Here is a 24,802-nt window from a genome sequence, read left to right as displayed (position 1 = left end):
ATAGCAGTAGAAAAGCTAATTTGATGTTTAATTTTCCCAAAATGAAGGTATTACGTTAGACGAAAATGTTGTGCAATCGCCACATTTTTTTTCAACCATTATGAAACTGGTGGGGATAATTCCTCCAGGCCCATCTGCTATATAAACATGTGTACTAAGTAAGAGATAATTTTGTCGTTCTATTTCAGCAAAACCATATGGTCTCGCATCGCAAGTTTGAAAATATTTAACAGGCTTTTCTAAGGGGAAAAAGTCGTTGAAGTTAAAAAAGATTCTTTTTTTAGAGACAGATGCGACTTCAAAATAACCTATTACTTTTTCATGTAAATCTGTTGTTGATTTTATGTTTCCAACAACATATCCTGGCTGATTTGGAGATAGTAATTCTCCAGAATCAATCATTTTTTTTGATTTGTAATAATAATCATAAGCAGATTGATTTTGCGTGTATTGAGAAACCATTATGCTATAACGATTTGTTAGCATATAATCTGTGTTGTTAATAAAACGGACAGGGTATTTTACACGATCTTCAGTTAAATTTACGGTATTGGTTTGCCTTATTCCTGTAGAATGCTTAGTTGTGTAGCAAATTTGAGTGTTTGGCTCAGCAGGAACTTTTTCGAAGCTATAGGAGTAATCGCTTTTTTGGACTAATTTGAGACGTGTTTGAATATTGTAAGGAGTTATTATTTTGTACGTCTCTTCATATTCATATCGATAATATTTGGACGTATTGGTTGGATCAAAACTTTTAACGTTAACCTGAACCCCTCGAGCTCCATCTTTGTCTGCAATCTCTGTTTCTAGATCAATACTATTTTCTGTAGGCAAAATTTCTGTTGAAGAGACATACGATTTTCCAGAACTGGTTGTTATTTTTAATTGATAGTTTTTATTTGGTTCTGCTTTAAACTCATTTACAGAAATATATTTTCCATCTTTTTCGTCAAAATTAAATACATTTCCATCGCTATCAACAACAGTAACGTTAGCTCCAGATTCTGGTTTTTTTATTGTATCGTTAACCAGTCTTGTGCGTGAGATGTTTATTTCCTGATGTTTTAATTCATTTGTTAATGTGGCTTCAACGCTCATTGCGTCTTCAAAATCTTGATTTTGATATACATATTGTTCTGTGCAACTTGATAAAAAAGCAAATGCAAAAATGGCCAACGATTTTTTTTTGATTATTGATAAATTCATATGCATGAGATAAATGAATTAAAACTTGATATTGTAAGTGATTGTTGGAATTGGAACAGAAAAAATAGAGGTTTTATAAGCCTTGATTTTTTTATCTTCAGTAACAAAATACACATTGTAAGGGTTGTTTCGTCCAAGAACATTATAAACTGAAAGGTTCCAAAAGCTATGAGCGAGTTTTTTTATCTTGTGATTTCCTTCAAAATTAAGCCCTATATCTAATCTATAATAGTCTGGAATTCTATATTGGTTGCGATTGCTGTATAAAGTAAATTGCTCTCCTGTTAAGTCGTAAGATCCAATAGGGAAGGTGACAGGTCTGCCGGTTTGGTAAACAAAGTTAGTTGATAAGCTATACCTTTTTGTGAATTTGTAATTTAGAATAGCACTAAAATCATGCGGTTTGTCATAATTCGTAGGAAAATAATCTCCATTGTTTATTTTTTCAGCGTCAAATCTGCTATCCAATTTTATTAAAGCTCTCGAATAAGTATAGCTTAACCATCCATTAAAATTTCCTTTTTCTTTCTTGATTAAAAATTCAATTCCATAAGCTTTTCCTTCTCCTTGAAGAAGTTCAGTTTCGATGTTTTGGTTCAAAAATAATTCAGCACCGACTTTGTAATCCAGAATATTTTTAGAGCGTTTATAATAACCTTCGACGCTTAGTTCTAATGATTTTTCAATTATATTTTTGAAAACTCCTAACGAGAATTGATTAGAAGATTGTGGCTCAGTATTTAAATCTGAAAGTTTCCACACATCCATTGGAGATTGAGTAGTGTTTGTAGACAGTAAATGCATATATTGATATGTTCTGTCAAAACTTGCTTTTATAGATAGATCTGGAAGTATAAAATATCGAGCTGAAACTCTAGGTTCAAAGCCACCATAAGTTTTTACAGACTCATTATTAGAATAGGTCTTGGTATCAATAACGGTTCTATCAGATTTAGGTTGGTCATCTTGGTAGATGTTTTGCGTGGCAGGGCCAAGTGCAGAATAGAAAGAATAGCGCAAACCTAAATTTATTAAAAACTTATCGTTGACTTTATAATTTTCGGTAAAAAATAAAGCCGACTCTAAAGCTTTTTCTTTTTCAAGTGTAATATCTTTAATTAGAGAATTGCCGCCTGTTGGTTTGAGAAAGCCAGGCTCGACATTGTATAATTTACTGCTAATGCCATAATTAAATATGTGTTTTTCATTAAGATTGGACTTCATTTTAAAAACAAACTGAGTTTCATTGATTTTATAGCCGTAATCAAATGATTTTTCTGGTTGAGAATCGCAGTCGATGTTAAATTTATATTGGCTATTGGTAACAATTAACGAAGATTTGTTTTTTAGATTGAAATCATGATCCCATTTTACGGTTGCTAATAAATTGCTGTATTTGTAGATAGAATCTGAATTAATACTGTATTTGTCATGACTATAATATAAGGAAGTTTCCAGATCATCTTTTTTTGAGATTTGGTGATTGTATTTTAAAAGCAAATCATAAAAAGAAGCTTGACTATTGTCTAATTCAGGTTCTTTGATAGTTTTTAGAATCCAATCAGAATAACTCGCTCTGCCACCAAATAACATGCTTGATTTTCCTTTTACTATCGGAAGTTCGAGTGTTACATTGCTCATTACTGGGCCAATTCCTGCTTCGCCAGAAATTTTTTCGGTATTTCCGCTTTTAGATTTGATATCAAAAACAGAAGAAAGACGTCCTCCAAACTCAGCAGGAATACTTCCTTTGTAGATATCGGCTGTTTTGGTTGTAAATGGATTTACAGAAGAAAAGAAACCCAAAAAGTGAGATGGATTGTAGAGAGAAGCGTTGTCAAGTAAAAACAAGTTTTGGTCATCTTTTCCTCCACGCACATTAAATCCTGCAGAACCTTCTCCTGCCGTTTTTATTCCCGGAAGTGTTGTCGCAACTTTAAAAATATCTCTTTCACCTAGAATTAAAGGAACATTTTTGATGTTTTCAACATTAATGCTTGTAAGACCAGCAACTGCCGAAGCTGTATTTTTTGTTCTTTTATTTTCGATAACAACCTCTTTAAGTGCATTTACATTTTCATCTAAATTAAAATCAACCTTTCCATTATTATAAAGCACAATTTTTTTGGTCTTTGATTGATGATTTAATGATTGTGTCTCAATTATATTGATTCCTGCAGGAACTCTAAAGCTATAATAGCCATTTGCATCAGTTGTGGTGCTTATGTCTTTATCTTTTACTTTGATGGTGATATTGTATTCTGGTTTTCCTGAAATTCTGTCTTTAATGTAGCCTGATAAGGTATAAGTTTGAGATGTGTTTATTAAAGACTGTTTTCCTAAAGAAATTATAGAGTCTGAATCTTTCTTAGAATCATTTAGATACTGTTTATTATAAATTGGAACAACTTGCAAAGTGCTGATTTTGCTAACAGTTTTATTGTCAGTGTTTTTGAAATAATTTTCAGTAATCGGGTTTGATATTAATAGGCCATTGCTCAGAATTATATTATTGTTGTCAATAATATAATTTATGGTCGTGTTATTAAAAACAGCATCTAAAATTACTGTAATAGATGTATTCTTAAATTCGCCCGAAATAAGTTCATCTTTAGATAGCCATTGGTCTTCGAAATAGAAATGAAAAGATGTGTTTTTTTCAATTATTTCGATAGCTTTTTTTCGTGTTACGTTTGAATATGCTACAGAAACATTTTTTTCCTGAGAAAAAAGAAAGAGTGGCAGTAACAAAAATAAACAGAAGAGAAAGTGTTTTTTCATTTAGATTTAGAAATAGAGCTTATAAATTGTTATCAATAAATTTTAGTAAATCTGCTTTAAATAGGTTTGGGGCTGTCTCTTCTAAAAGTTTATTTTTTTTGTAATAATCTTTTATTTCTTTTTTTAGGTCAGGAAATATTGCGAGGATTTCTTTTTGTGTATTTACAGGTGCAAATTTTGAATTATAAAGAACCTGATAACCACTCAATTCTTTGAATTCTGTATACAAAGTAGTTTCAATTATAATTTCTTTTGCAGTTTTAAAGTGCTTAATATATAAGGAGATTTTTTTGCCTAAATACTTTTCTTCAAAAAAGCCAGTAATAGCTTTTGGGAATTTGTATTTAGTATCAATATTGATGAATTTTTTATCTTCAATGAAAAAGTAATCTGTTTTTTCATTTATCAGAGTTATACCGAATGCGGTATTATTTGCAAACGATTTAACAAGTTGATCTTTGTATATGTCATACTTTATGAGGACATTTTCATAAAACTGGTTGTCATAAAAAACAGATCCTTTAATAAAGTTTTTATTTAAATAATAATTATGGCTGTTTTTTAAATTATAAGGATCAATATGAATTTTGCCGTTATTGATATTTAAAATCTCTTCGCCAACAATTTTGTCAAAATAATTGGAAACTTCTTTTTTTTCATTGGTTTGAGAAAAGCTGTTGATTGAAAGCAATAAAAGGATGAAAACTATTGTTGGGGGAGGTATAATTTTCGATGGTTGGTTTTTACAATATAGTTTGAATTTAAAAGAGATGGTAATAAATAATATTGTGTTATTAATTCTTGACCTTGCAATACCTTTTTTCATCAATATTTTAGTTTTTGTGTGGCTATTTTCTATATAAAACTATGTTAACGACAGTCCTTTAAAAAATAAATTAAACCAACAACATTGATTTTTAAACCAACAACATTATTTAACCTATAATGCGTTTTCTGAAAACGTTGTAGACTAGTGTTTTAACCTTTTGATTTTAGATTAGGAAGTAGCTGTAAAACTTAAAAACCCCAATTCAAATAAATGAATTGGGGTTTTTTATGAATAAACCTTTAGTAAACTAAGATCTGATTACTCTTTTTTCTCCTCACGTGGAGGTCTTGGAACAAGTGCTTTTTTAGACACTTTTTCTTTTTTAGTTTTAGGGTCAACTCCTAAGTATTTCACTTGGAAAACATCTCCCATTTTAACTACATCGGCAACATTTTCAGTACGTTCCCAAGCAAGCTCAGATACGTGAAGCAATACTTCATTTCCTGGTGCAGCAGTATATTCTACTACGGCTCCAAAATCTAGCATTTTGATTACTTTAACTTCATAAGCTTCTCCCATTTGAGGTTTGAAAGTCAATGCATCAATTTTAGCCAATACTGTTTTGATACCTTCTGGATCAGTTCCTAAGATTTCAACAACTCCTTGCTCGTCAACTTCGTTGATAACAATAGTTGTTCCAGTAGCTTTTTGTAATTCTTGAATTACTTTTCCACCAGGACCAATTAATGCTCCAATAAAGTTTCCAGGAATAGTTCTGGTAATGATTTTTGGTGCGTGCGCTTTTACGTCAGCTCTTGGAGTTGCAATAGTTTCAGTTAATTTTCCTAAAATATGCATACGTCCATCACGTGCTTGAGCCAAAGCTTGCTCCATAATGTCATAACGCAAACCATCAATTTTGATGTCCATTTGACAAGCTGTGATACCGTCAGCAGTTCCAGTTACTTTAAAGTCCATATCTCCTAAGTGATCTTCGTCACCTAAGATATCAGACAATACAGCAAATTTCTCTCCGTCAGTAATCAATCCCATAGCAATTCCAGAAACTGGTTTTACCATTTGAACTCCAGCATCCATCAAAGCCATTGTTCCAGCACAAACCGTTGCCATAGAAGAAGAACCGTTAGATTCTAAAACCTCAGAAACAACACGGATTGTATAAGGACAATCTGCAGGAATCATATTTTTTAAAGCTCTTTGAGCCAAGTTACCGTGACCAACTTCTCTTCTTGAAGTTCCTCTTAGTGGTTTTGCTTCACCAGTAGAGAAAGGAGGGAAGTTATAGTGTAAGTAGAATTTCTCTTCACCTTGTTCAGATGGAGAATCGATTTGGTTTGCTTCTCTAGAAGTTCCTAAAGTTACTGTAGCCAAAGCTTGAGTTTCTCCACGTGTAAATAAAGAAGATCCGTGAACTCTTGGTAAATAATCAGTTTCACACCAGATTGGTCTGATGTCTGTAGTTTTTCTACCATCTAAACGAACACCTAATTCTAAAACTACATTACGAACAGCTTCTTTGTTTGTTTTGTAGAAATATTTTGAAACTAAATCTCCATCAGCAGCTAATTCTTCTTCAGTAAACAAAGCTTTAACTTCTTCTTTTACTTCAGCAAATGCAGCGCCTCTTTCGTGTTTAGCTGAACCAACTTTTGCAATAGCATAGATTTTATCGTATGCTGCGGCTTTTACTTTTTTGTAAATTTCTTCATTTTCTTTCTCACCTTCGTAAGTACGAATTTCTTTTTTACCAAAAGCTTCCTGTAAACGATATTGAGCTTGAATTTGAACTTTGATAGCCTCGTGAGCAAATTTAATTGCTTCGATCATTTCAGCTTCTGAGATTTCTTTCATCTCACCTTCAACCATTGCTACAGAATCCATAGAAGCACCAATCATCATATCGATGTCAGATTTTTCTAATTCTTCTCTGCTTGGGTTGATTACTAATTTTCCGTCGATACGTGCAACACGAACTTCAGAAATTAAGTTGTAAAATGGAATATCTGAAACTGCTAATGCTGCAGAAGCGGCTAAACCAGCTAAAGCGTCTGGCATAACTTCTTCGTCGTGAGACATTAACTGAATCATAACTTGTGTTTCAGCATGGTAATCGTCTGGGAAAAGCGGACGCAATACACGGTCAACTAATCTCATTGTCAATACTTCGCTGTCGCTTGGACGTGCTTCTCTTTTAAAGAAACCTCCTGGGAAACGACCTGCTGCTGCAAATTTTTCGCGGTAATCTACCGTTAACGGTAAAAAATCAACGCCTGGGTTTGATGTGCGAGCTGAAACTGCAGTTGCAAGAATCATAGTGTCGCCCATTCTAACTACTACAGAACCGTCAGCTTGTTTAGCTAAACGTCCTGTCTCGATTGTGATGCTTCTGCCATCACCTAAATCGATCTTTTCTACAAATAATTGTGGAATCATAAATTTTTTCCTTATTGATTATACAATGGGTTTTAGTTGTGTTGTAGTTGTTGTTGTGTGTAGTTGTTGTTATCTAAAACCCAATGAAAAACCAAACTTTTTTTCTTGTAATATGCTTATTATAAACAGCAGTAATGTAAAAACAAAAAGAGGCACTTTCGCACCTCTTTTCTATATTGATTATTTTCTGATATTCAATACTTTGATAATCTCACGATATCTGTTAATTTCTTTCTTTTTCAAGTAATCAAGTAACGCTCTTCTTTTACCTACTAATAGTACAAGAGAACGCTCAGTGTTGTAATCGTGACGATTTTTTTTCAAGTGTTCAGTTAAGTGAGAAATTCTGTAAGTGAACAATGCGATTTGACCTTCTGCGCTTCCTGTGTTTGTTGCACCACCGTGTTGTGCGAAGATTTCTTCTTTCTTTTCTTTAGTTAAATACATTCCAATATTATTTAATGATTTTTATGTATGTCATACAACTTTTGTAAGACGGGTGCAAAATTAGATTAAAAAATCAAAAGAATCAAACAAAAATAAAAGAATCTTAAAATAAAGGGTGATAAATTCTTTTTTAGTGATATAGATGCTTTCAAATCTACATTATTTACCTCTTATTGTTATAGGTATAGAGAAAAGGGTGGATCTTTTTATTCCCCTAATTTTTCCAGGAATCCAGTTTCCAGAAGAGTATAAAGCTTTTACAGCTTCTACGCCTGTTCCGTATCCTAAATCTTTTAATATTGTTGGTTTTGTAATTTTGCCTATTTCGTCAACAACAAAAGTAACATAAATTTGACCTTGCACCTTGTTTTTAAGGGCTTCATCTGGAGTTTTGTAGTAAAGAGCAATATTTTTATAAAAATTATCCATGCCTACTTCAGGAGTTGGTTTTTCAAATATTTTTGAATAGGAATATTTTAGGCTGTCTTTGTCAGTGCTTATTCCAGAAACCAGTTTTCCTTTGTTGTAAGTCTCAGTATATCTAACTTTGTTTATTAAATCCTTGCCATACCAAACGTCTTGTTTTAATCCGTCTTTTATTTTTCCTTTTTCCTGAAAATCTTCATCATTATCATCACATTCTCCGTTTCCATCAATTACAGTAAGTTGATTTTCTTTATTCCAAAATCTTATAAGGAGTGTTTTTAAAGTTTTGGCTTTAGGGTCATAGATGTTTTCCTTTTCAAATTTAGAATTCCCATTGTCATACCATTTATACTCTTTGCCCGTTTTCCAGCCATCAGAATAAGTTATAATAGCTTCTTTAGTGCCATTTTCGTAGAAGTAAATAAAAGTGCCATCTTTTTTAATGATATCTTTATTTAAGGTTGTTCCTACCATTTTTTTTGCCCCAGACTTGTATAATTCTATTACCTTATAACTGTCTTTGTTTAAAAAATAATCTTCGATTACTCTTTTATATTTATGATTTTCTTCTGTTGTTTCACGATACAAAGAGTCTAGATAAACAGCTCTAGATGAATTTTTCTGTGCAGAAGTAGTAAGCGAGGTTAAAGAAATAAGAATTAAGAAGAAGTTTTTTTTCATCAGCTTTTTTGTAGTAAAAATAGCATTTTATACTTCGTGAGCAACTATTGTTATTTTATTTTCTGAACTTTTTTACCTGCTTGTTTTTCGCTTAAAGAAGAATAAGAAAATTTGATATTCTTTTCATCTATACTTACGCCAGAGATTAGAACTCCACGATCATAATTATCAACAAATGTAATTTTTCGCAGACTATCGCTTCCTTCCCAAATGCCTTGTTTCAATCCGTCTTTGATATTGCCTTTTTGTGTGATAAATTTATCAGTTTCTTCAAACTCACCATTTCCGTCCGTTACGATCTGATTTTTATTTTGATCCCAACAGTTCAGAACTAAGGTTTGCTGTTTTTTTGTTTTAGAATCCCAGATATTTTGTTTTTCACACTTTTTGCTTTGATTTTCATACCAACTAATCTCTTTGCCATTTTTATGATCATCAGTATAGTTTACAACAGTTTCTTTAGCTCCGTTTTTATAATAATAGATAAACTCTCCGTCTTTTTTTAAAACATCACGATCGAGAGTATTGCCTGTCATTTTCTTTCTTCCATTTTTATAGAAATCTGTTACCACGTAGCGAATGCTTTTTTGAGAGTAATTTGTAATTACTCTTGTGTAACTATAATTGTCGGGCGTGCATTCGCGATTTAACGAGTCTAAAAAGATTTTTTTAGAAATCATGTTAATTTGCGCAGAAAGTTGAACTGAAATAATCAGAAGCAAAAAGAGTAAGCTGTTTCCTTTCATTCAGTTCTAATTTTTATTCTTAAAGATAATTTTTTTAGAATAATTTAGCAACCTCTTGATTTACAAATTCCAAAAATCTTTCGTCGGTCTCTGTAAATGGATCAATAACATGACTGTCAATATCGATTTGGCCAATATTTACTCCATTTACAAAAAGCGGAACTACGATTTCAGATTTAACTGTTAAACTGCAGGCAATATAATTGTCTTGTGCTTTAACGTCAGGGACTACAAAATTGGCATTGCTTTCGGCAACTTGACCGCAGATTCCTTTACCAAACGGAATAACTGTATGGTCTGTTTCTGCACCAACATATGGACCTAGATGCAAAGTTTTAGTATCGTGATTAGCAAAATAAAAGCCAACCCAATTGTAATATTCTATATTCTCGTTTAATAGCTTGCAAACTGCTAATAATTTTTCGTCTCTATTTGTTTCATTGTCAGCGACAATTGCACTTATTTTTGGTTGTAATTCTTGAAATGTCATGATATTAAATTTTATACAAAAGTATTTAAAGCTAAACTCAAAAAATATATAAATTTGAAAAAAAAATCTCTTGAAAAAATATTTAGTCCAGTTTAGGCCATTTCTGATTTTTATAAGCATCTTTTTTCTGACTTATATTGTTTTTACACTGCTTTATAAATTTTATTTAAACAGCTATCAAGCAGAAGATCTTGATGCTATAACGATGATTTCTGGCAAAAACTCAGAACAATTGCTAAAGCTTTTTGGGTACGATGTATTAATTCAGAAAAATTCACAAAATCCTTGGCAAGACATTATTTTAAATGGCAGATTTATAGCGCACATAACCGAAGGCTGTAATGCTGTAAGTGTGATGATACTTTTTGTGTCGTTTGTAGCCGCTTTTTCGGGAAATTTAAAAAAGACGCTATTATTTATAATCTTTGGACTTATATCTATTTATATTTTAAATATTGTTAGAATTTCACTTTTAATTGTACTTGTGTACCACTTTTCGCAATATACCAGTTTTCTGCATGGAACTTTCTTTCCTTTGATGATTTACGGATATGTTTTTATTTTATGGATTTTCTGGATCAATAGATTTTCAAAGTATGCTAAATAATTTAAAAGAGAATAGATTTAAAATCCTTACTGCAATTGTTGTTGTAATAGGTTTGGCTTTAATTAGAACATTTGAAAGGAAATTGTTTTATGATCCATTTCTGATATATTTTAATGCCGATTTTCATTCCATTCCACATCCTCCAGTAGAAGATCTAAAACTTTTCGCGGGACTTTTTTTTCGTTATTGTTTAAATTCGGCTCTATCTCTTTGGCTAATTTTTGCCTTATTTCAAGATCGTGATATTTTTAAGTTTAGTCTATTTGTTTACGGTTTATTTTTAGTCTTGTTTTTAATCGCATTTTATATTATTCTTGAATATTTTCCAGACTGCAATTGGCTTCTTTTTTATGTACGTCGATTTTTAATTCAGCCCATTTTAGTGCTATTATTTATTCCTGGATTTTACTATCAGCTTCAAAAAACTAAAAAATAACATTTGTTTAGGTTTTTTTTATGCGGTTTTTAAATAGCTTTGCAGTATGAATTTGAAAAAGTGTACAGGTCTGTTTTTAGCGTTCCTTTTATTGGTTTCCAATATTGGGTTTGCTTTTGATGTGCACTATTGTGGCGGAGAAATTGCTTCAGTTTCTTTAAAAACTACGGCAGAACCAGTTGTTGAAAAGAAATGTTGCGGTTCTAAAGAAAAAGAAAACTCTTGCTGTAAAGATAAAGTTGTTCATTTCGAAAAGAAATCAGACAACGCGACCATCAAATTCTTCTTTTTTCAATTTGCTTTTCCAGCTGTTGTACAAGATTATAAACCTTTAGTCTTTTTAGAAATTCCAACGTTTAAAAAGAAAGAAGTTCTCTCGTATTATGCTGATGCAAATGCACCCCCCTTATTTAAATTATACTATCAGTATATTTTCTATTCCTGATTTTAATGTTAAGATGAAATGCAGGTCTTGATTAAGACTTTGTGTTTACATTTTGATTGTTTTTGTTCTTGTAAAAACATCAAAAATGTAATTCTATTTAAACATTAAAATCATTTTTTATGCAAAAAAATATAATGCTTTTTGCAGCGTTTTTACTTTCTATTTCTGCCTTTTCACAAGAAGATCTGCAAGAAGTAAAAATTACTAAAAAGCAAAAAGGGATTAAAAAATCCTTTACAGTAACAGCCAATACATCTGTAATTACAAGTAAAGAACTGCTTAAAGCGGCTTGCTGTAATCTGGCAGAAAGTTTTGAGACCAATCCGTCAATCGATGTTAATTTTTCCGATGCTTTAACAGGAACCAAGCAAATTAAAATGCTGGGACTTACAAGTCCGTACTTGATGATCACAGAAGAAAATATTCCTTCTGTTCGCGGAGCTTCTCAAGCTTATGGTTTATCATTTACACCAGGAACATGGATTGAAAGTGTTCAAATTACAAAAGGTGCGGGGAGTGTTGTAAACGGTTATGAAAGCATTTCGGGTCAGATTAATACAGAACTTTTAAAACCGTTAAATGATATTCCTTTCTTTCTGAACGCTTATGGTTCAACCGATTCTCGTTTTGAATTGAACACACATTTCAATAAAAAGTTATCAGATAAATGGGCAACCAGTTTATTTGTTCATGGAAATGCCCGTGTAGCAAAAAACGATATGAACAAAGATGGTTTTTTAGATAATCCGTTAGGGAAACAAATTAATGTTTTAAATCGTTATCAATATTACAATCCAGAAAGTGGTTTGGTAAGTTTTATCAATTTCAGATATATGAATGATAAAAAACAAACCGGAGAAGTTAATTTTGATAAAGATCGTGATCGCGGTACAACTAACTATTGGGGTTCAGAAATCAATACAGAGCGTTTTGATGTTTCTACAAAAATCGGATATGTATTTAAAGACATGCCATTCCAAAGTATTGGTTTTCAAAATGCATTTAATAGTCATAAACAGGATTCTTATTATGGTTTGAATCAATACGATATTAAGCAAAATAGTTTTTATTCTAATTTGATTTTCAATTCGATCATCAATAATACGATGCATAAGTTTTCAACGGGTCTGAATTTTACTTACGACCAGTATCAGGAATTTGTAAACGTAACCGACGTAAGCAGAATTGATAATTCTGTTGGGGCTTTCTTTGAATATACTTACGATAATACAGATAATTTCAGTTTGATTTTAGGAGGAAGAGTTGACAATCATAACCGATTGGGACTTTTTGTTACGCCAAGATTGCACATGAGATATAATCCTTGGAAGAATGGAGTAGTTCGTTTTTCTGCAGGAAGAGGAAAGCGTTCTGCTAATATCTTTGCCGAGAATCAGCAGCTTTTTGCTAGTTCAAGAACTTTTTCGATTTTAGATTCGAATGGAAAAGTGTACGGATTAAATCCAGAAATTGCATGGAATTATGGTGTGAGTTTTTCGCAGAAATTCCGTCTTTTCAACAGAAATGCCGACGCAGGTTTTGATCTTTATAGAACCGATTTTCAAAATCAGGCAGTTGTAGATGTGATGCAAAGTCCGCAACAAGTATTGTTTTACGATTTGAAAGGAAGTTCTTTTGCAAACAGTCTTCAACTCGAGTTTAATTACGAATTGATTCATAATTTAAATTTAAGAACAGCCTACAAATATTATGATATTCAGACTGATTATTTGAGAGGAACATTTCAGCGTCCGTTACAGGCAAAACATCGTTTCTTAGGAAATCTAGAATACGAAACTACGATGAATAACGACAAACAATGGAGATTTGATTTTACCTATAATTGGTCAGGAAAACAGCAGTTGCCTTATACTGCAACAAATCCTGCAGGAGATCAGTTTCCTGATTTTTCACCATCTTATGCGGTAATGAATGCACAAGTTACCCGCGTATTTTCGCCAGTTTTTGAAGTGTATGTAGGAGGAGAAAATATTGGAAATTATAAACAAGAAAAAGCAATTTTAGGAGCAAATGATCCTTTTGGGCCTAATTTTGATGCATCGATTGCATACGCGCCAATTTTTGGACAAATGTATTATGCAGGACTTAGATTTAAAATCAAATAACAATATCAAATAACAATATCAAAAATCAATTTCAATAACAATAAAATTAAATACAATGAATAAAATAGTTTTAATCGCAATGATGGTTTTTCTGGGGTTTTCAGCTCAGGCTCAAACTAAAAAGAATAAGAATTTAAAATACACTACAGAGGTAAACGGAAACTGTGAACAATGCAAGAAACGAATTGAAAAAGCAGCTTACGGCGTTCCGGGAGTAAAAACAGCGACTTGGGATGTTGGTTCGCACCAGCTTTCGGTTATTTTAAACGAAGAGAAATGTTCTCCTTCAGATTTAAATAAAGCAATAGCAAAGGCAGGTCATGATACTAAGGAAGTTAAATCGACTACTGAAGATTATGACAACTTACACAGCTGTTGCAAGTATGTAAGAGAATAATAATTAGAGAAGCCCGAACAACTAGTTTGGGCTTTTTTTAATAGTTAATTTATGTTTAAAATACTGCATTTTATTGTGGTTAAGGTAAATTATTGTTACTTTCACAAACTATAAAAAATAACCAATCACATTTATGAATAATTTTGAATGGACTCAATTACTAAACCCTGAATTTTATATTACTTTAAGCGTCGGAGGTTTTCAGATTGGGTTGTTTATTGTTCTGTTTATAGTTTTTGCTGAGACAGGACTTTTTGCAGGTTTTTTTCTGCCTGGAGATAGTTTGCTTTTCTTAGCGGGTATTTACAGTCGTGATCTAATTGAAAATGTTGCCTATATTCCGAATGATTTTCTAAATGTATTTCTGCTTGCAACAGCTGTTGCTATAATGGGTGTTTTAGGTAATATGACTGGTTATTGGTTTGGTGCAAAAAGCGGTTATTATTTGTTTAAAAAAGAAGATACCTTCTGGTTTAAGAAAAAATACCTGCTTCAATCAAAAGACTTTTTTGAAAAATATGGAGGAAAAGCAATCATTTATGCGCGTTTCCTGCCAATTTTTAGAACTTTTGCTCCAATCGTTGCCGGAATCGTTTCGATGGACAAAAAGAAGTTTATGTTTTATAATGTTTTGAGTTCTTTCCTTTGGTCATTTATATTAATCTTCGCAGGACATTATTTATACGGTGTTTTCTTAAAACAAGGAATAGATTTAAAGAAACATATTGAATATATAATTATCATTATCATTATAATCTCTACTTTCCCAGTTATATTGAAACTTTTGAAAAAGAGACCTAGTGAAGAAATATAATTAAGATAAAAATAAGAAAGTCCGAAGTTTTGCTTCGGACTTTTTTGTTTTAACCAAGTCTATCTTCAATGACTTAATTGTGTGCTATTTTTGATATGGCTAAATATTTTAACTGTGACTACATAAGAGAAGATATTCAATCCATTTGATTCGATGATCGGCAAAACTTGAAAGCGATGGAATAAAAAAAAAGCTGTAATTAGTTTTTGAAAAACAATTACAGCTTTAGTTTAACTTATTTTATATTTCGAATTGAAATTTGCGATTTAGAAATTGAATATTTTAAACATTACCATTCATTCACTTTATTGGCATCCATTTTAAGGAAAATAAACAGCAAAATTGTAAATCCCCAGAGTCCAGAACCTCCATACGAAAAGAAGGGCAGAGGAACCCCGATTGTTGGGAAAATTCCAATTACCATGGCAATGTTTACAAAGAAATGTATGAAGAGAATTGCGGCAACACAATATCCGTAAACCCGGCTGAATTTTGTCTTCTGTCTTTCTGCTAAGTAAATTACTCTAAGTAATAAACTAACAAAAAGTAGAATAACAACAAAAGAACCTGCAAAACCCCATTCTTCACCAACCGTTGTAAAAATATAATCGGTATGTTGCTCAGGAACAAATCCTCCTTTGGTTTGTGTGCCTTCAAGAAAGCCTTTCCCGATCCATCCTCCAGATCCAATGGCAATTTCAGATTGGTTGGTATTGTATCCAATCCCTTTCATATCTACAGTTTTACCTAGTAAAATATTGAAACGATCTCTGTGGTGCTGTTTAAAAACATTGTCAAATACGTAATCAACAGAGAAAACAAATCCAGAAATTAAGACCAGTAAAATACCGCTTAAAATAATATTTCTGTCAACCACTCTTCCTTTAAAATGTATAATGGCCAACACGATAAAAGCCATTCCAATAACAGCGTACGGCTCTAAAACTAAAGTAAGAACGAAAAGGACAATGGTGATAAATGCTGTCCATACATACCAAGAAGGCAAGCCTTCTCTATATAAAACAAGGATAAATGCGCTATAAATTAAAGCACTTCCGGGGTCTGGTTGTGGTAAAATCAATATTACAGGCAAAAGCATAATAGCCAAAGCTTGGATTTGTCTATTGGTTTCTTTTAAGTTGATTTGTGTATCACTTAAGTATTTGGCCAATGCCAAAGAAGTGGCCGCTTTTGCAAACTCAGATGGCTGTAAAGTGAAGCTTCCTATGGCATACCAGCATCGCTGTCCTGCAATGGTTTTTCCAAAGAGAAATAATCCAGCGAGAGACAATAAGGAAACTCCAAATATAATACTGGCATATTTTTCGTAAAATTTACCATCAACAAAAAGCACAACAAATATCAATGGAATAGTACAGCAGATAAAAATCAGCTGTTTTTGATAGGTTCCATCGGTTGATAATAAAGAAGACGAATAAATATTAAGCCAACCTAAAGTTACCAGCGCAATGTAGATAAAGACACTTATCCAATCAATATTATTTTTTACACTTTGATTTTTCATTTGAAATAATCTTTCTTAGTTTTTCTTAGTTGTGTCTACCGCTGTTTTTTTAACTTCAGTTTTTGGTGCCGTTGTAACTGGTGCTTTTGGTTTTAAAATTTTTGCTTGTAAAACAGAATCTTTTGGGACAGATTCAATTTTAAGAGCATCACTTATTCCGCCTACTTTAGCATATTCCGAAAGTAAGCTTTTGTTTAATACTCTTACTTCTAGATCTGTTCTTGTGATTTTTTTTCTTAGATATTTTTCAATCATTAAACTCGCAATCGGACCTGCTACTGTTGCTCCAAAACCTCCATTTTCAATCATAACTGCAATAGCAATTTTCGGATTGTCTTTTGGGGCAAAAGCAACAAATATAGAGTGGTCTTTAAGCTGGGTTCTTTTACCGTTTATTTTGGCAAAGTTCTCGGCAGTACCTGTTTTTCCGCAAATATCGATTCCTTCTACTCTAAGACTGTAAGCTGTACCTTTGTTGTAAACGTCAAATAGTCCGCTGATAACCGGCGGGAAATATTTTTGATCAATCGTAGTCACGTGCTTTGTCGTGAACTTTTCGTCTATTTTTTCTCCCTCAATTTTTTTAATGATGTGAGGAGTATAATAATAACCCTGATTTGCAACGGTGGCCATCATGTTGGCTAATTGAATAGGAGTCATTAAAACCTCTCCCTGACCAATTGCATTCGATACAATGGTTGAGCTTCTCCATCCTCCGTTAGGGTAAATTCTTTTATAAGTTTTAGAAGTTGGAATATTTCCTCGTTTTCCAATAGGTAAATCATATCCCATAAATTGGCCTAATCCAAAACTTTTTACGTGACTGCTCCAAACATCAACAGCTTGACCGGGATCTTTGTACTTGTTGATCGTAAGCATATAGGCTTGTCCGAAATAAGTATTACAAGAGTTGTAAATTCCGTTATGCAATTGATGTGGACCAAAACCGTGGCATTTCATGAATCGGCCTCCACCATAACTAAATCCATGATGACACATAAAAGTAGTTTGTTCATTTATTACGCCTTCTTGCAATGCAACTAAACCAGTCAGGATTTTGAATGGAGAACCTGGAGGGTACTCTGCTAAAAGTCCTCTGTCATATAAAGGTTTTGCAATAGAATCGTGATATAAAAGTGTGTAATTTTTAGATCTTTGGCGTCCTACCAAAATACCTGGATCATAAGAAGGGGCAGTAACCAATGCTAGAATTTCTCCAGATTTAGGTTCAATTGCGACAATACCTCCTCTTTTGTTAATCATCAATTCCTCTCCATATTTTTGAAGTTCGGCATCGATAGTTAAATTGATATCTTCCCCAGCTACGGCAATGGTGTCGTATTTCCCTTCTTTATATGGGCCAATTTCTCGGTTGTATTTATCTTTCTGAATGTATTTTACCCCTTTTATTCCTCGTAAAATTTCTTCATAGCTTTGTTCTACACCTTGTTTACCAATTAAATCACCACTATTGTAGTAAGGATTTTTTTCGATCTGTTTTTCGTTCACCTGTGTAATAAAACCAAAAATATTGGCTCCGTAATCTACTTCGTAATCGCGAAGTGATCTTTTCTGGAAGTAAAAACCATCATATTTTCTGATTTTTTCCTGAAAAGCGGCAAATTCATTTTTATTCAGCTGAGATAAAAATACAGAAGGAAGTCTTGGGCTGTAGACTTTTGCTTTTTCAATACGTTTATGATATTCTTCTTCAGTAATATTTAAAAGGGCACAAAATTCGGCAATGTTTAAATCCTTTTTTATATCTCTTGGAATAACCATGATGTCATAAGAAGCCTGATTCGCAACAAGAAGTTTTCCGTTACGATCATAAATATAACCTCTTTCAGGATAGTCATATACTTTTTTTATCGCATTATTTTCCGATTTCAGTTTAAAAGAATCATCAATAATCTGCAAGTAAAAAATCCTAATCACTAGCAAAGACGCTGCAATAATAATTATAGTGGGCAGCAAGACTTTTCTCATCGTTTATTGGGCTTAATAAGATAAATTATTATTATTGAGGTGATTATAGTAAAGATAGAACTAAATAATGTTCGGAGCAAAATGTCCCAGATGAATTTGAACTGAAATGCTTCCAAAACAAATAATACAATATGGTGCATTAAAACCGAGACCAGTATAAATGAAAATCGTTCTGGTGTTAAAGAATCATTTAGTTTAATGGTTTGATACTCATAACTTAAACCAAAAGAAAATTTAAAAATGTAAGGCCTGTAATAGGCTAAAATAACACAGGCAGTTGCGTGTATTCCGCCAGAATTACAGAACATATCCATTATTAGTCCCAAGAAAAAACTAGAAATAATTAATCCTGCTTTATTGCTGTTTACAGGGTAAAGAATGATATACAAGATATACGGAAAGGGACTTATATATCCTAAGAAATTCATATTGTTGAAAATAACAATCTGAATTGCCAGTAACATAATAAATCGAAAAATATTGACTAACAGAGCGCTATTCATTTTTTTCTTTGTTTTCTAAATTAATAAGTTCCTCTCTGTCCTTACTCTTGATAATATAGACGTGTCCTAAGTTTGTCATATCGTTAAATAGCTTAACTTTTATAACATAAAAACTTGTTTGGGTTTCTTTGTAAATTGTTTCAACAGTTCCGATATTAATCCCTTCAGGGAAAATTACAGACTGTCCTCCTGTTACAATTGTATCTCCTTTTCTAACTGAAGCTAATCTTGGAACGTCTCTTAGCTGTACAAATCCAGTACTTTTTCCATCCCATGTCAAAGAACCAAAATGATTTGATTTTTTTAACTTGGCATTAATCTGAGATTTCATGTTCAAAATACTCACAACGGTAGAATATCTTGGTGATGTGTCATCTACAATACCAACAATTCCTAAACTGTTTATTACTCCCATATCTGGTTTTACGCCATCATTGGATCCAGAATTTAAAGTAAGAAAGTTTTCGTGTGTGCTGTATGTGTTATGGATTACTTTTGATACGATGATATCAGCAGGTTTTACACCTTTAATGGTATCTGGTAAAGGTAATTTAGATGTGTCTTCTTTATTAAATAAAAGACTTTTTAATCTTGCGTTCTCAAGTACAAGTTCGTCGTTTTCAGCTCTTAAATTCATGTACTCATTAACACGATTGATTTTTTCATAAACACCTCCGCTTAAGAAATTTGCCGAGCTGATTATTTTGCTTCTGTGATAAGAATGAGATTGAATCGTGAGTCCTAACGATATACCTAAAAGCAGCAAAAACAGCAATCGATTACTGTTTCTTATAATGAAATTAAATATTTGCTGCATTTCTTGTCTGGTTATTTTGTTTCAGGATATGCTTAAAAGTTTCAGTTTTTACAAGGGTCAAAAAGTATAAATTTGACCCTTATAAAAGTAAATTGATTGTTATTTTTTGATCTTATTTAATTAAGATACTTTTAAATTTAGCAATGTTTTTAAGGGCCATTCCTGTACCGCGAACAACAGCTCTTAAAGGATCTTCGGCAATGTAAACAGGTAAATCTGTTTTTTGAGAAATACGTTTGTCAAGACCTCTTAACATAGATCCACCACCAGCTAAATAGATACCAGTATTGTAGATATCTGCTGCTAATTCAGGCGGAGTCTGAGATAATGTTTCCATTACCGCATCTTCAATACGCTGAATAGATTTGTCTAAAGCTTTTGCAATTTCACGGTAAGAAACATCTACTTGTTTTGGTTTACCAGTAAGCAAATCTCTACCTTGAACTGACATATCTTCTGGTGGGCCATCTAAATCTTCTATTGCCGCTCCGATTTGAATTTTAATTTTTTCAGCAGTACTTTCTCCAACAAATAAGTTGTGTTGTGTACGCATATAATAAACGATATCATTTGTGAAAACGTCACCTGCAATTTTTACAGATTTGTCACATACAATTCCGCCTAATGCGATAACAGCAATTTCTGTTGTACCACCTCCAATATCCACAATCATGTTTCCTTTTGGTTGCATAATGTCAATACCAATACCAATTGCCGCTGCCATTGGCTCATGAATCAAGTAAACTTCTTTTCCGTTTACTCTCTCACAAGATTCCTTCACCGCTCTCATCTCCACTTCAGTAATACCAGAAGGAATACATACAACCATACGTAAAGCTGGGGTAAACATTCTTTTTTTCAATGCAGGAATACTTTTAATGAACATATTGATCATTTTTTCCGAAGCATCGAAATCAGCGATTACACCATCTTTCAAAGGCCTTATAGTTTTGATGTTTTCATGTGTTTTACCTTGCATCATATTGGCTTCCTTACCAACAGCAATGATTTTGCCTGATACTCTATCACGTGCAACGATAGACGGACTATCAATGACAACTTTATCATTATGAATGATTAAAGTGTTTGCGGTTCCAAGGTCTATCGCAATATCCTCGGTCATGAAATCAAAAAATCCCATAAGTTTTTTAGGGGTTTAAAATGTTATAAATTATTTATCGAACAAAGTTAAACAAATTAATGTTTAAAATGACGAGTTCCTGTAAATACCATTGCAAGATTATTTTCATTGCAATAATTTATACTTAATTCGTCTTTAATCGAACCTCCTGGCTGAATTACAGCTGTTATTCCTGCTTTTTTAGCTAATTCTACACAATCCGGAAATGGGAAAAATGCATCACTTGCCATCGAAGCTCCATTTAAATCAAATCCAAAAGCTTTTGCTTTGTCAACAGCTTGAATTAAAGCGTCAACTCTTGAAGTCTGACCTGTACCTGATGAAATCAATGTTCCGTTTTTAGCAAATACAATAGTGTTTGATTTTGTATTCTTGCAGATTTTAGAAGCAAAGATCAAATCTTCGATCTCTTGAGCAGTAGGTTCTGTAATTGTAACGGTTTTTAAATGCTCTTTATTATCTGTAATATTATTTCTGTCCTGAATTAACAAACCATTAAGACAAGTTCTTACTTGACGAGCTGGTAATTCAACTTCATTTTGAACTAATATAATTCTGTTTTTCTTCTCTTGTAATACCGTAACAGCCTCATCATCATAAGCTGGAGCAATTACAACTTCGCAGAATAATTTGTTGATTTCTTGTGCAGTTTCTAAATCAATTTTAGTGTTAGAAATTAACACTCCGCCAAAAGCTGAAGTAGGATCACAAGCTAAAGCTGCTAAATAAGCCTCACTGATTGTTTTTCTTGAAGCCAATCCGCAAGCATTGTTGTGTTTTAAAATCGCGAAAGTTGGTCCGTCAGTTTTAAACTCAGCAATTAAATTAACTGCAGCATCAACATCAAGTAAATTGTTGTATGATAATTCTTTTCCATGAAGTTTTTTGAACATTGCATCAAAATCTCCAAAGAAGAATCCTTTTTGGTGAGGGTTTTCACCGTATCTTAAAACTTGACCGTTTGCAATACTTTCTTTGTAAATAGTCTCGTCTGTATTGAAATAATTAAAAATAGCTCCATCGTAGTGAGATGAAACGTGGAATGCTTTAGTAGCCAACAATCTTCTGTTCTCCAAAGTTGTTGCTCCATCTTGCTCTGTAATCAAATCTAAAAGTAAACTGTACTCGTTTACAGAAGCCACAATTACAGTGTCTTTGAAATTTTTCGCTCCAGCACGAATTAATGAAATTCCGCCAATATCGATTTTTTCAATAATATCTTGTTCGCTTGCTCCAGAAGCAACTGTTTTTTCAAAAGGATATAAATCAACAATTACCAAATCAATTTGAGGAATGTCAAATTCCTTCATTTGCTGAACATCGCTTTCATTATCCTGACGATTTAAAATACCTCCAAAGATTTTTGGGTGTAAAGTTTTTACTCTTCCTCCAAGAATTTCAGGGAAAGAAGTAATGTCTTCAACAGGAACTACTGGAATACCAAGGTTTTTGATGAAATCTTCAGTTCCTCCAGTTGAATAAAGTGTTACATTTTGTTCGTGTAATTTTCTAACAATTGGTTCTAATCCATCTTTAGAAAAAACAGAAATTAATGCCGATTGTATTTTTTTTGTTGTGCTCATTGTGTAGTTATGATTTTGAGACTGCAAAAGTAGTTTTTTTATATATTATATTAAAAAAAATTAGTGTAACAAAATGCTAAAAAAATCTACTGATGAGTAAGTTAACTTTTATTAGGTTTTTGAATTTAAATTATTGAATTTTACTTTATTGAAAAATACAAAAATATGATCGTTTATCTGAGATTATTAAAGGAAAGTCTGAGCTTTGCCATCAATGCTTTGCGAAATAATAAATTGCGCACTTTATTATCGCTATTAGGTGTAACAATCGGTATTTTTTCGATTATCGCTGTTTTGGCTGCTGTTGACTCTTTAGACAAAAAAATCTCAAAAGATTTGAGCAGTTTAGATAAAAATACAATTTATTTAATGAAATACTGCTTTGGACCGTCTGAAATTCCACAATGGAAGAGAGAACAATTTCCAAATGTAAAATATGACGAGTATATCGGTCTGAAAAACTCAATGAATAATACCGATCAAGTAGCATATCAACTTTTTGTAAATAGAGAAAGTTTAAAATACGATTCTAAAACAGTCAGCGATGTAAATATTATTCCATCGTCAAGCGAAATGGTCGATATTGACGGATTGAGTTTTGATAAAGGAAGATTTTACAATGAATCTGAATCAAACTCGGGAACTCCTGTTATTGTTTTAGGATATGATATAGCTGATGGACTTTTTGGTTCAAGCGATCCGATCGGGAAAAATATTCGTTTATACGGACAGCGATTTACTGTAATTGGCGTAATGGCAAAACAAGGAGCCGGTTTTTTTGGAGATAGTAATGATACTTCGGTTTATCTTCCAGCCAATTTTTTAAGAAGAATGTACGGAGATAGCGATTCTATGACGCCAGTAATTGTTTTAAAACCCGTAAAAGGTGTAGATATGGATGCTTATAAAGCGGAAATAGCTCAAAAACTTAGAGCAATACGTGGAATGAAAGCAGGAGAAATGGATAATTTCTTTATTAATGTGCTTTCTGGCTTTACTGATTTTATTGATGGAATTTTGGGGCAGATGAATGTTGTAGGCTGGATTATCAGCGGATTTTCTCTTTTAGTTGGTGGTTTTGGAATTGCGAATATTATGTTTGTTTCAGTTAAAGAAAGAACAAATCTTATCGGAATTCAGAAATCACTGGGAGCAAAAAATAAATTTATCTTATTCCAGTTTTTGTTTGAAGCTGTTATTTTGTCGGTTATTGGAGGGATTATTGGTCTTCTCATGGTGTGGGGAATTGCTTTTGCTCTGACAAAACTGCTAGACTTTGAATTTGTTTTAAGTTTAGGAAATATTCTTTTAGGAACCGGTTTGGCTGCTTTTATTGGTCTCGTTTCCGGAATTCTTCCTGCCATTTCGGCGGCAAATCTAGACCCTGTTGAAGCCATTCGAACAGGAATGTAAAATGTTGTTTTTGTGTTATTTAATTGTAAATTTTGTTGAGTGGAAATAATTAGATACATTTGATAGACAACAAATTAAAACGCCACATAAATGAGCTTTAATCTTAAATCTGTTGATACTGTTGAGTCGATTTCCAAGGAAGATTTTAAAAAGAATTACCTAGATAAAAGAAAACCTTTAATCATAAAGGGGCTTACAAAAGATTGGCCAGCAAGGGAAAAATGGTCAACAGAGTATCTCAAGCAGATTGCTGGAGATATAGAGGTTAAACTTGTGGATAATTCTAAGGCAGATCCAAAAAAAGTAATCAATGCTTCGATTGCGAGTATGAAATTTGGGGAATATCTGGATTTGATAAAGCGCGAACCAACCCAATTGCGTATTTTTTTCTTCAATCTTTTCAAGCATAGACCCGAATTAATTGATGATGTAAAAGTTCCGAAAGAATTAATGGGCGGTTTTATAGAAAGTATGCCAGCCATGTTTTTTGGCGGTTCTAAGGCAATTACTTTTCTGCATTATGATATCGATTTGCCGCATCTTTTTCACACTCATTTTGGTGGACGAAAACATATTATCTTATTTGATAACAAATGGAAAAAAAGATTGTATTGTCTTCCTAATACAACTTATGCTTTAGAAGATTATGATGTCGCCAATCCCGATTTTGAAAAATTTCCAGCATTAAGAGGAGTAGAAGGTTATGAAGTTTTTCTGGAGCACGGAGATACTTTATTCATGCCAACAGGAATGTGGCATTGGATGCGTTATATAGATGGTTCTTTTTCGCTCACACTTCGTGCTTGGGATTCGTCGATTTCTCGAAAAATGGCTAGCGTTTGGAGTTTATTTATGCATGGCGCAGTTGACAGTGCTATTAAAGTTGTTTTTAGAGAACGTTATGCAATCTGGCGTGAAAAATTAGTTTTTAAAATCGCTGAAAAAGAATTGAAGAAGGATTTGAAAAAGGCTGGGTAATAATTTAGGGTCTAAAAATATAAAAATC

General features: G+C 32.6%; 22 protein-coding genes. 8 read left to right on the top strand and 14 right to left on the bottom strand.

Annotated elements, in window-relative coordinates; all coding sequences use genetic code 11:
* Positions 1-27: 27 nt before the first annotated feature.
* The 8 genes from AAYQ05_RS16050 to AAYQ05_RS16015 all read right to left on the bottom strand — a co-directional run bounded on the left by AAYQ05_RS16050 (position 28) and on the right by AAYQ05_RS16015 (position 10,000).
* Complete coding sequence (locus tag AAYQ05_RS16050) at positions 28-1,206, bottom strand: DUF4249 domain-containing protein (protein WP_343544404.1); 1,179 nt, start codon at positions 1,204-1,206, stop codon at positions 28-30.
* Positions 1,207-1,224: 18 nt separating this feature from the next.
* On the bottom strand, positions 1,225-3,987 hold the full coding sequence (locus AAYQ05_RS16045) for a TonB-dependent receptor (protein ID WP_343544403.1): 2,763 nt from the start codon (positions 3,985-3,987) through the stop codon (positions 1,225-1,227).
* 19 nt (positions 3,988-4,006) lie between these two features.
* Positions 4,007-4,813, bottom strand: coding sequence for a hypothetical protein (locus AAYQ05_RS16040; protein WP_343544402.1), 807 nt, complete (start codon positions 4,811-4,813; stop codon positions 4,007-4,009).
* A 261-nt stretch (positions 4,814-5,074) separates the two neighbouring features.
* Positions 5,075-7,210, bottom strand: a complete 2,136-nt coding sequence (locus tag AAYQ05_RS16035; RefSeq protein WP_343544401.1) for a polyribonucleotide nucleotidyltransferase — start codon at positions 7,208-7,210, stop codon at positions 5,075-5,077.
* A 180-nt stretch (positions 7,211-7,390) separates the two neighbouring features.
* A complete protein-coding gene (rpsO, locus tag AAYQ05_RS16030) occupies positions 7,391-7,657 on the bottom strand; it encodes a 30S ribosomal protein S15 (protein ID WP_007804772.1) in 267 nt (88 codons plus the stop codon).
* A 159-nt stretch (positions 7,658-7,816) separates the two neighbouring features.
* Complete coding sequence (locus AAYQ05_RS16025) at positions 7,817-8,764, bottom strand: energy transducer TonB (protein WP_343544400.1); 948 nt, start codon at positions 8,762-8,764, stop codon at positions 7,817-7,819.
* A gap of 50 nt (positions 8,765-8,814) precedes the next feature.
* A complete protein-coding gene (locus tag AAYQ05_RS16020; RefSeq protein WP_343544399.1) occupies positions 8,815-9,510 on the bottom strand; it encodes a toxin-antitoxin system YwqK family antitoxin in 696 nt (231 codons plus the stop codon).
* A 34-nt stretch (positions 9,511-9,544) separates the two neighbouring features.
* Positions 9,545-10,000 (bottom strand): XrtF-associated fRMsr-like GAF protein, encoded by a 456-nt coding sequence (locus AAYQ05_RS16015; protein WP_343544398.1) that lies wholly within the window; start codon positions 9,998-10,000, stop codon positions 9,545-9,547.
* Positions 10,001-10,070: 70 nt separating this feature from the next.
* On the opposite strand from AAYQ05_RS16015, the gene xrtF reads away from it, so the two are divergent.
* The 6 genes from xrtF (at position 10,071) to AAYQ05_RS15985 (ending at position 14,825) form a co-directional block, all read left to right on the top strand.
* Entirely contained in the window at positions 10,071-10,607 is a 537-nt protein-coding gene (gene xrtF / locus AAYQ05_RS16010; RefSeq protein WP_281634686.1) for an exosortase family protein XrtF, read from the top strand.
* Complete coding sequence (locus tag AAYQ05_RS16005; protein ID WP_445709719.1) at positions 10,597-11,043, top strand: exosortase F system-associated membrane protein; 447 nt, start codon at positions 10,597-10,599, stop codon at positions 11,041-11,043. Before xrtF ends, AAYQ05_RS16005 begins: the two co-directional genes overlap by 11 nt.
* A 46-nt stretch (positions 11,044-11,089) precedes the next feature.
* Positions 11,090-11,488 carry an HYC_CC_PP family protein gene (locus AAYQ05_RS16000; RefSeq protein ID WP_343544396.1) on the top strand — a complete coding sequence of 133 codons (399 nt, stop codon included), beginning with the start codon at positions 11,090-11,092 and terminating at the stop codon, positions 11,486-11,488.
* 119 nt (positions 11,489-11,607) lie between these two features.
* Positions 11,608-13,614 (top strand): TonB-dependent receptor plug domain-containing protein, encoded by a 2,007-nt coding sequence (locus tag AAYQ05_RS15995; protein ID WP_343544395.1) that lies wholly within the window; start codon positions 11,608-11,610, stop codon positions 13,612-13,614.
* Positions 13,615-13,669: 55 nt separating this feature from the next.
* A complete protein-coding gene (locus AAYQ05_RS15990; RefSeq protein ID WP_281634689.1) occupies positions 13,670-14,011 on the top strand; it encodes a heavy-metal-associated domain-containing protein in 342 nt (113 codons plus the stop codon).
* Between the two features lie 133 nt (positions 14,012-14,144).
* Positions 14,145-14,825 carry a DedA family protein gene (locus AAYQ05_RS15985; RefSeq protein ID WP_343544394.1) on the top strand — a complete coding sequence of 227 codons (681 nt, stop codon included), beginning with the start codon at positions 14,145-14,147 and terminating at the stop codon, positions 14,823-14,825.
* Positions 14,826-15,114: 289 nt separating this feature from the next.
* On the opposite strand, the gene rodA is transcribed toward AAYQ05_RS15985, so the two are convergent.
* The 6 genes from rodA to purH form a co-directional block, all read right to left on the bottom strand.
* Positions 15,115-16,350, bottom strand: a complete 1,236-nt coding sequence (rodA, locus tag AAYQ05_RS15980) for a rod shape-determining protein RodA (protein ID WP_177211121.1) — start codon at positions 16,348-16,350, stop codon at positions 15,115-15,117.
* 15 nt (positions 16,351-16,365) lie between these two features.
* The gene (mrdA, locus tag AAYQ05_RS15975) at positions 16,366-18,339 is read right to left on the bottom strand and encodes a penicillin-binding protein 2 (RefSeq protein ID WP_343544393.1); all 1,974 of its coding nucleotides are present in this window, start codon (positions 18,337-18,339) and stop codon (positions 16,366-16,368) included.
* On the bottom strand, positions 18,336-18,842 hold the full coding sequence (locus tag AAYQ05_RS15970; RefSeq protein ID WP_111379478.1) for a rod shape-determining protein MreD: 507 nt from the start codon (positions 18,840-18,842) through the stop codon (positions 18,336-18,338). The genes mrdA and AAYQ05_RS15970 overlap by 4 nt, the downstream gene beginning before the upstream one ends.
* A complete protein-coding gene (gene mreC / locus AAYQ05_RS15965; RefSeq protein WP_281634693.1) occupies positions 18,835-19,659 on the bottom strand; it encodes a rod shape-determining protein MreC in 825 nt (274 codons plus the stop codon). The genes AAYQ05_RS15970 and mreC overlap by 8 nt, the downstream gene beginning before the upstream one ends.
* Positions 19,660-19,771: 112 nt before the next feature.
* A complete protein-coding gene (locus tag AAYQ05_RS15960) occupies positions 19,772-20,800 on the bottom strand; it encodes a rod shape-determining protein (RefSeq protein ID WP_008466528.1) in 1,029 nt (342 codons plus the stop codon).
* A 56-nt stretch (positions 20,801-20,856) separates the two neighbouring features.
* A complete protein-coding gene (gene purH / locus AAYQ05_RS15955) occupies positions 20,857-22,383 on the bottom strand; it encodes a bifunctional phosphoribosylaminoimidazolecarboxamide formyltransferase/IMP cyclohydrolase (RefSeq protein ID WP_281634694.1) in 1,527 nt (508 codons plus the stop codon).
* A 165-nt stretch (positions 22,384-22,548) separates the two neighbouring features.
* On the opposite strand from purH, the gene AAYQ05_RS15950 reads away from it, so the two are divergent.
* Together AAYQ05_RS15950 and AAYQ05_RS15945 are read left to right on the top strand one after the other, a co-directional pair.
* Positions 22,549-23,796, top strand: coding sequence for an ABC transporter permease (locus tag AAYQ05_RS15950; RefSeq protein ID WP_343544392.1), 1,248 nt, complete (start codon positions 22,549-22,551; stop codon positions 23,794-23,796).
* A gap of 90 nt (positions 23,797-23,886) precedes the next feature.
* Positions 23,887-24,774, top strand: coding sequence for a cupin-like domain-containing protein (locus AAYQ05_RS15945; RefSeq protein WP_343544391.1), 888 nt, complete (start codon positions 23,887-23,889; stop codon positions 24,772-24,774).
* The last annotated feature ends 28 nt before the right edge of the window (positions 24,775-24,802 follow it).

The sequence above is a fragment of the Flavobacterium movens genome, from assembly GCF_039581425.1.
Classification (GTDB): domain Bacteria; phylum Bacteroidota; class Bacteroidia; order Flavobacteriales; family Flavobacteriaceae; genus Flavobacterium; species Flavobacterium luteolum.
This window is presented reverse-complemented; position numbering and strand designations above follow the sequence as displayed.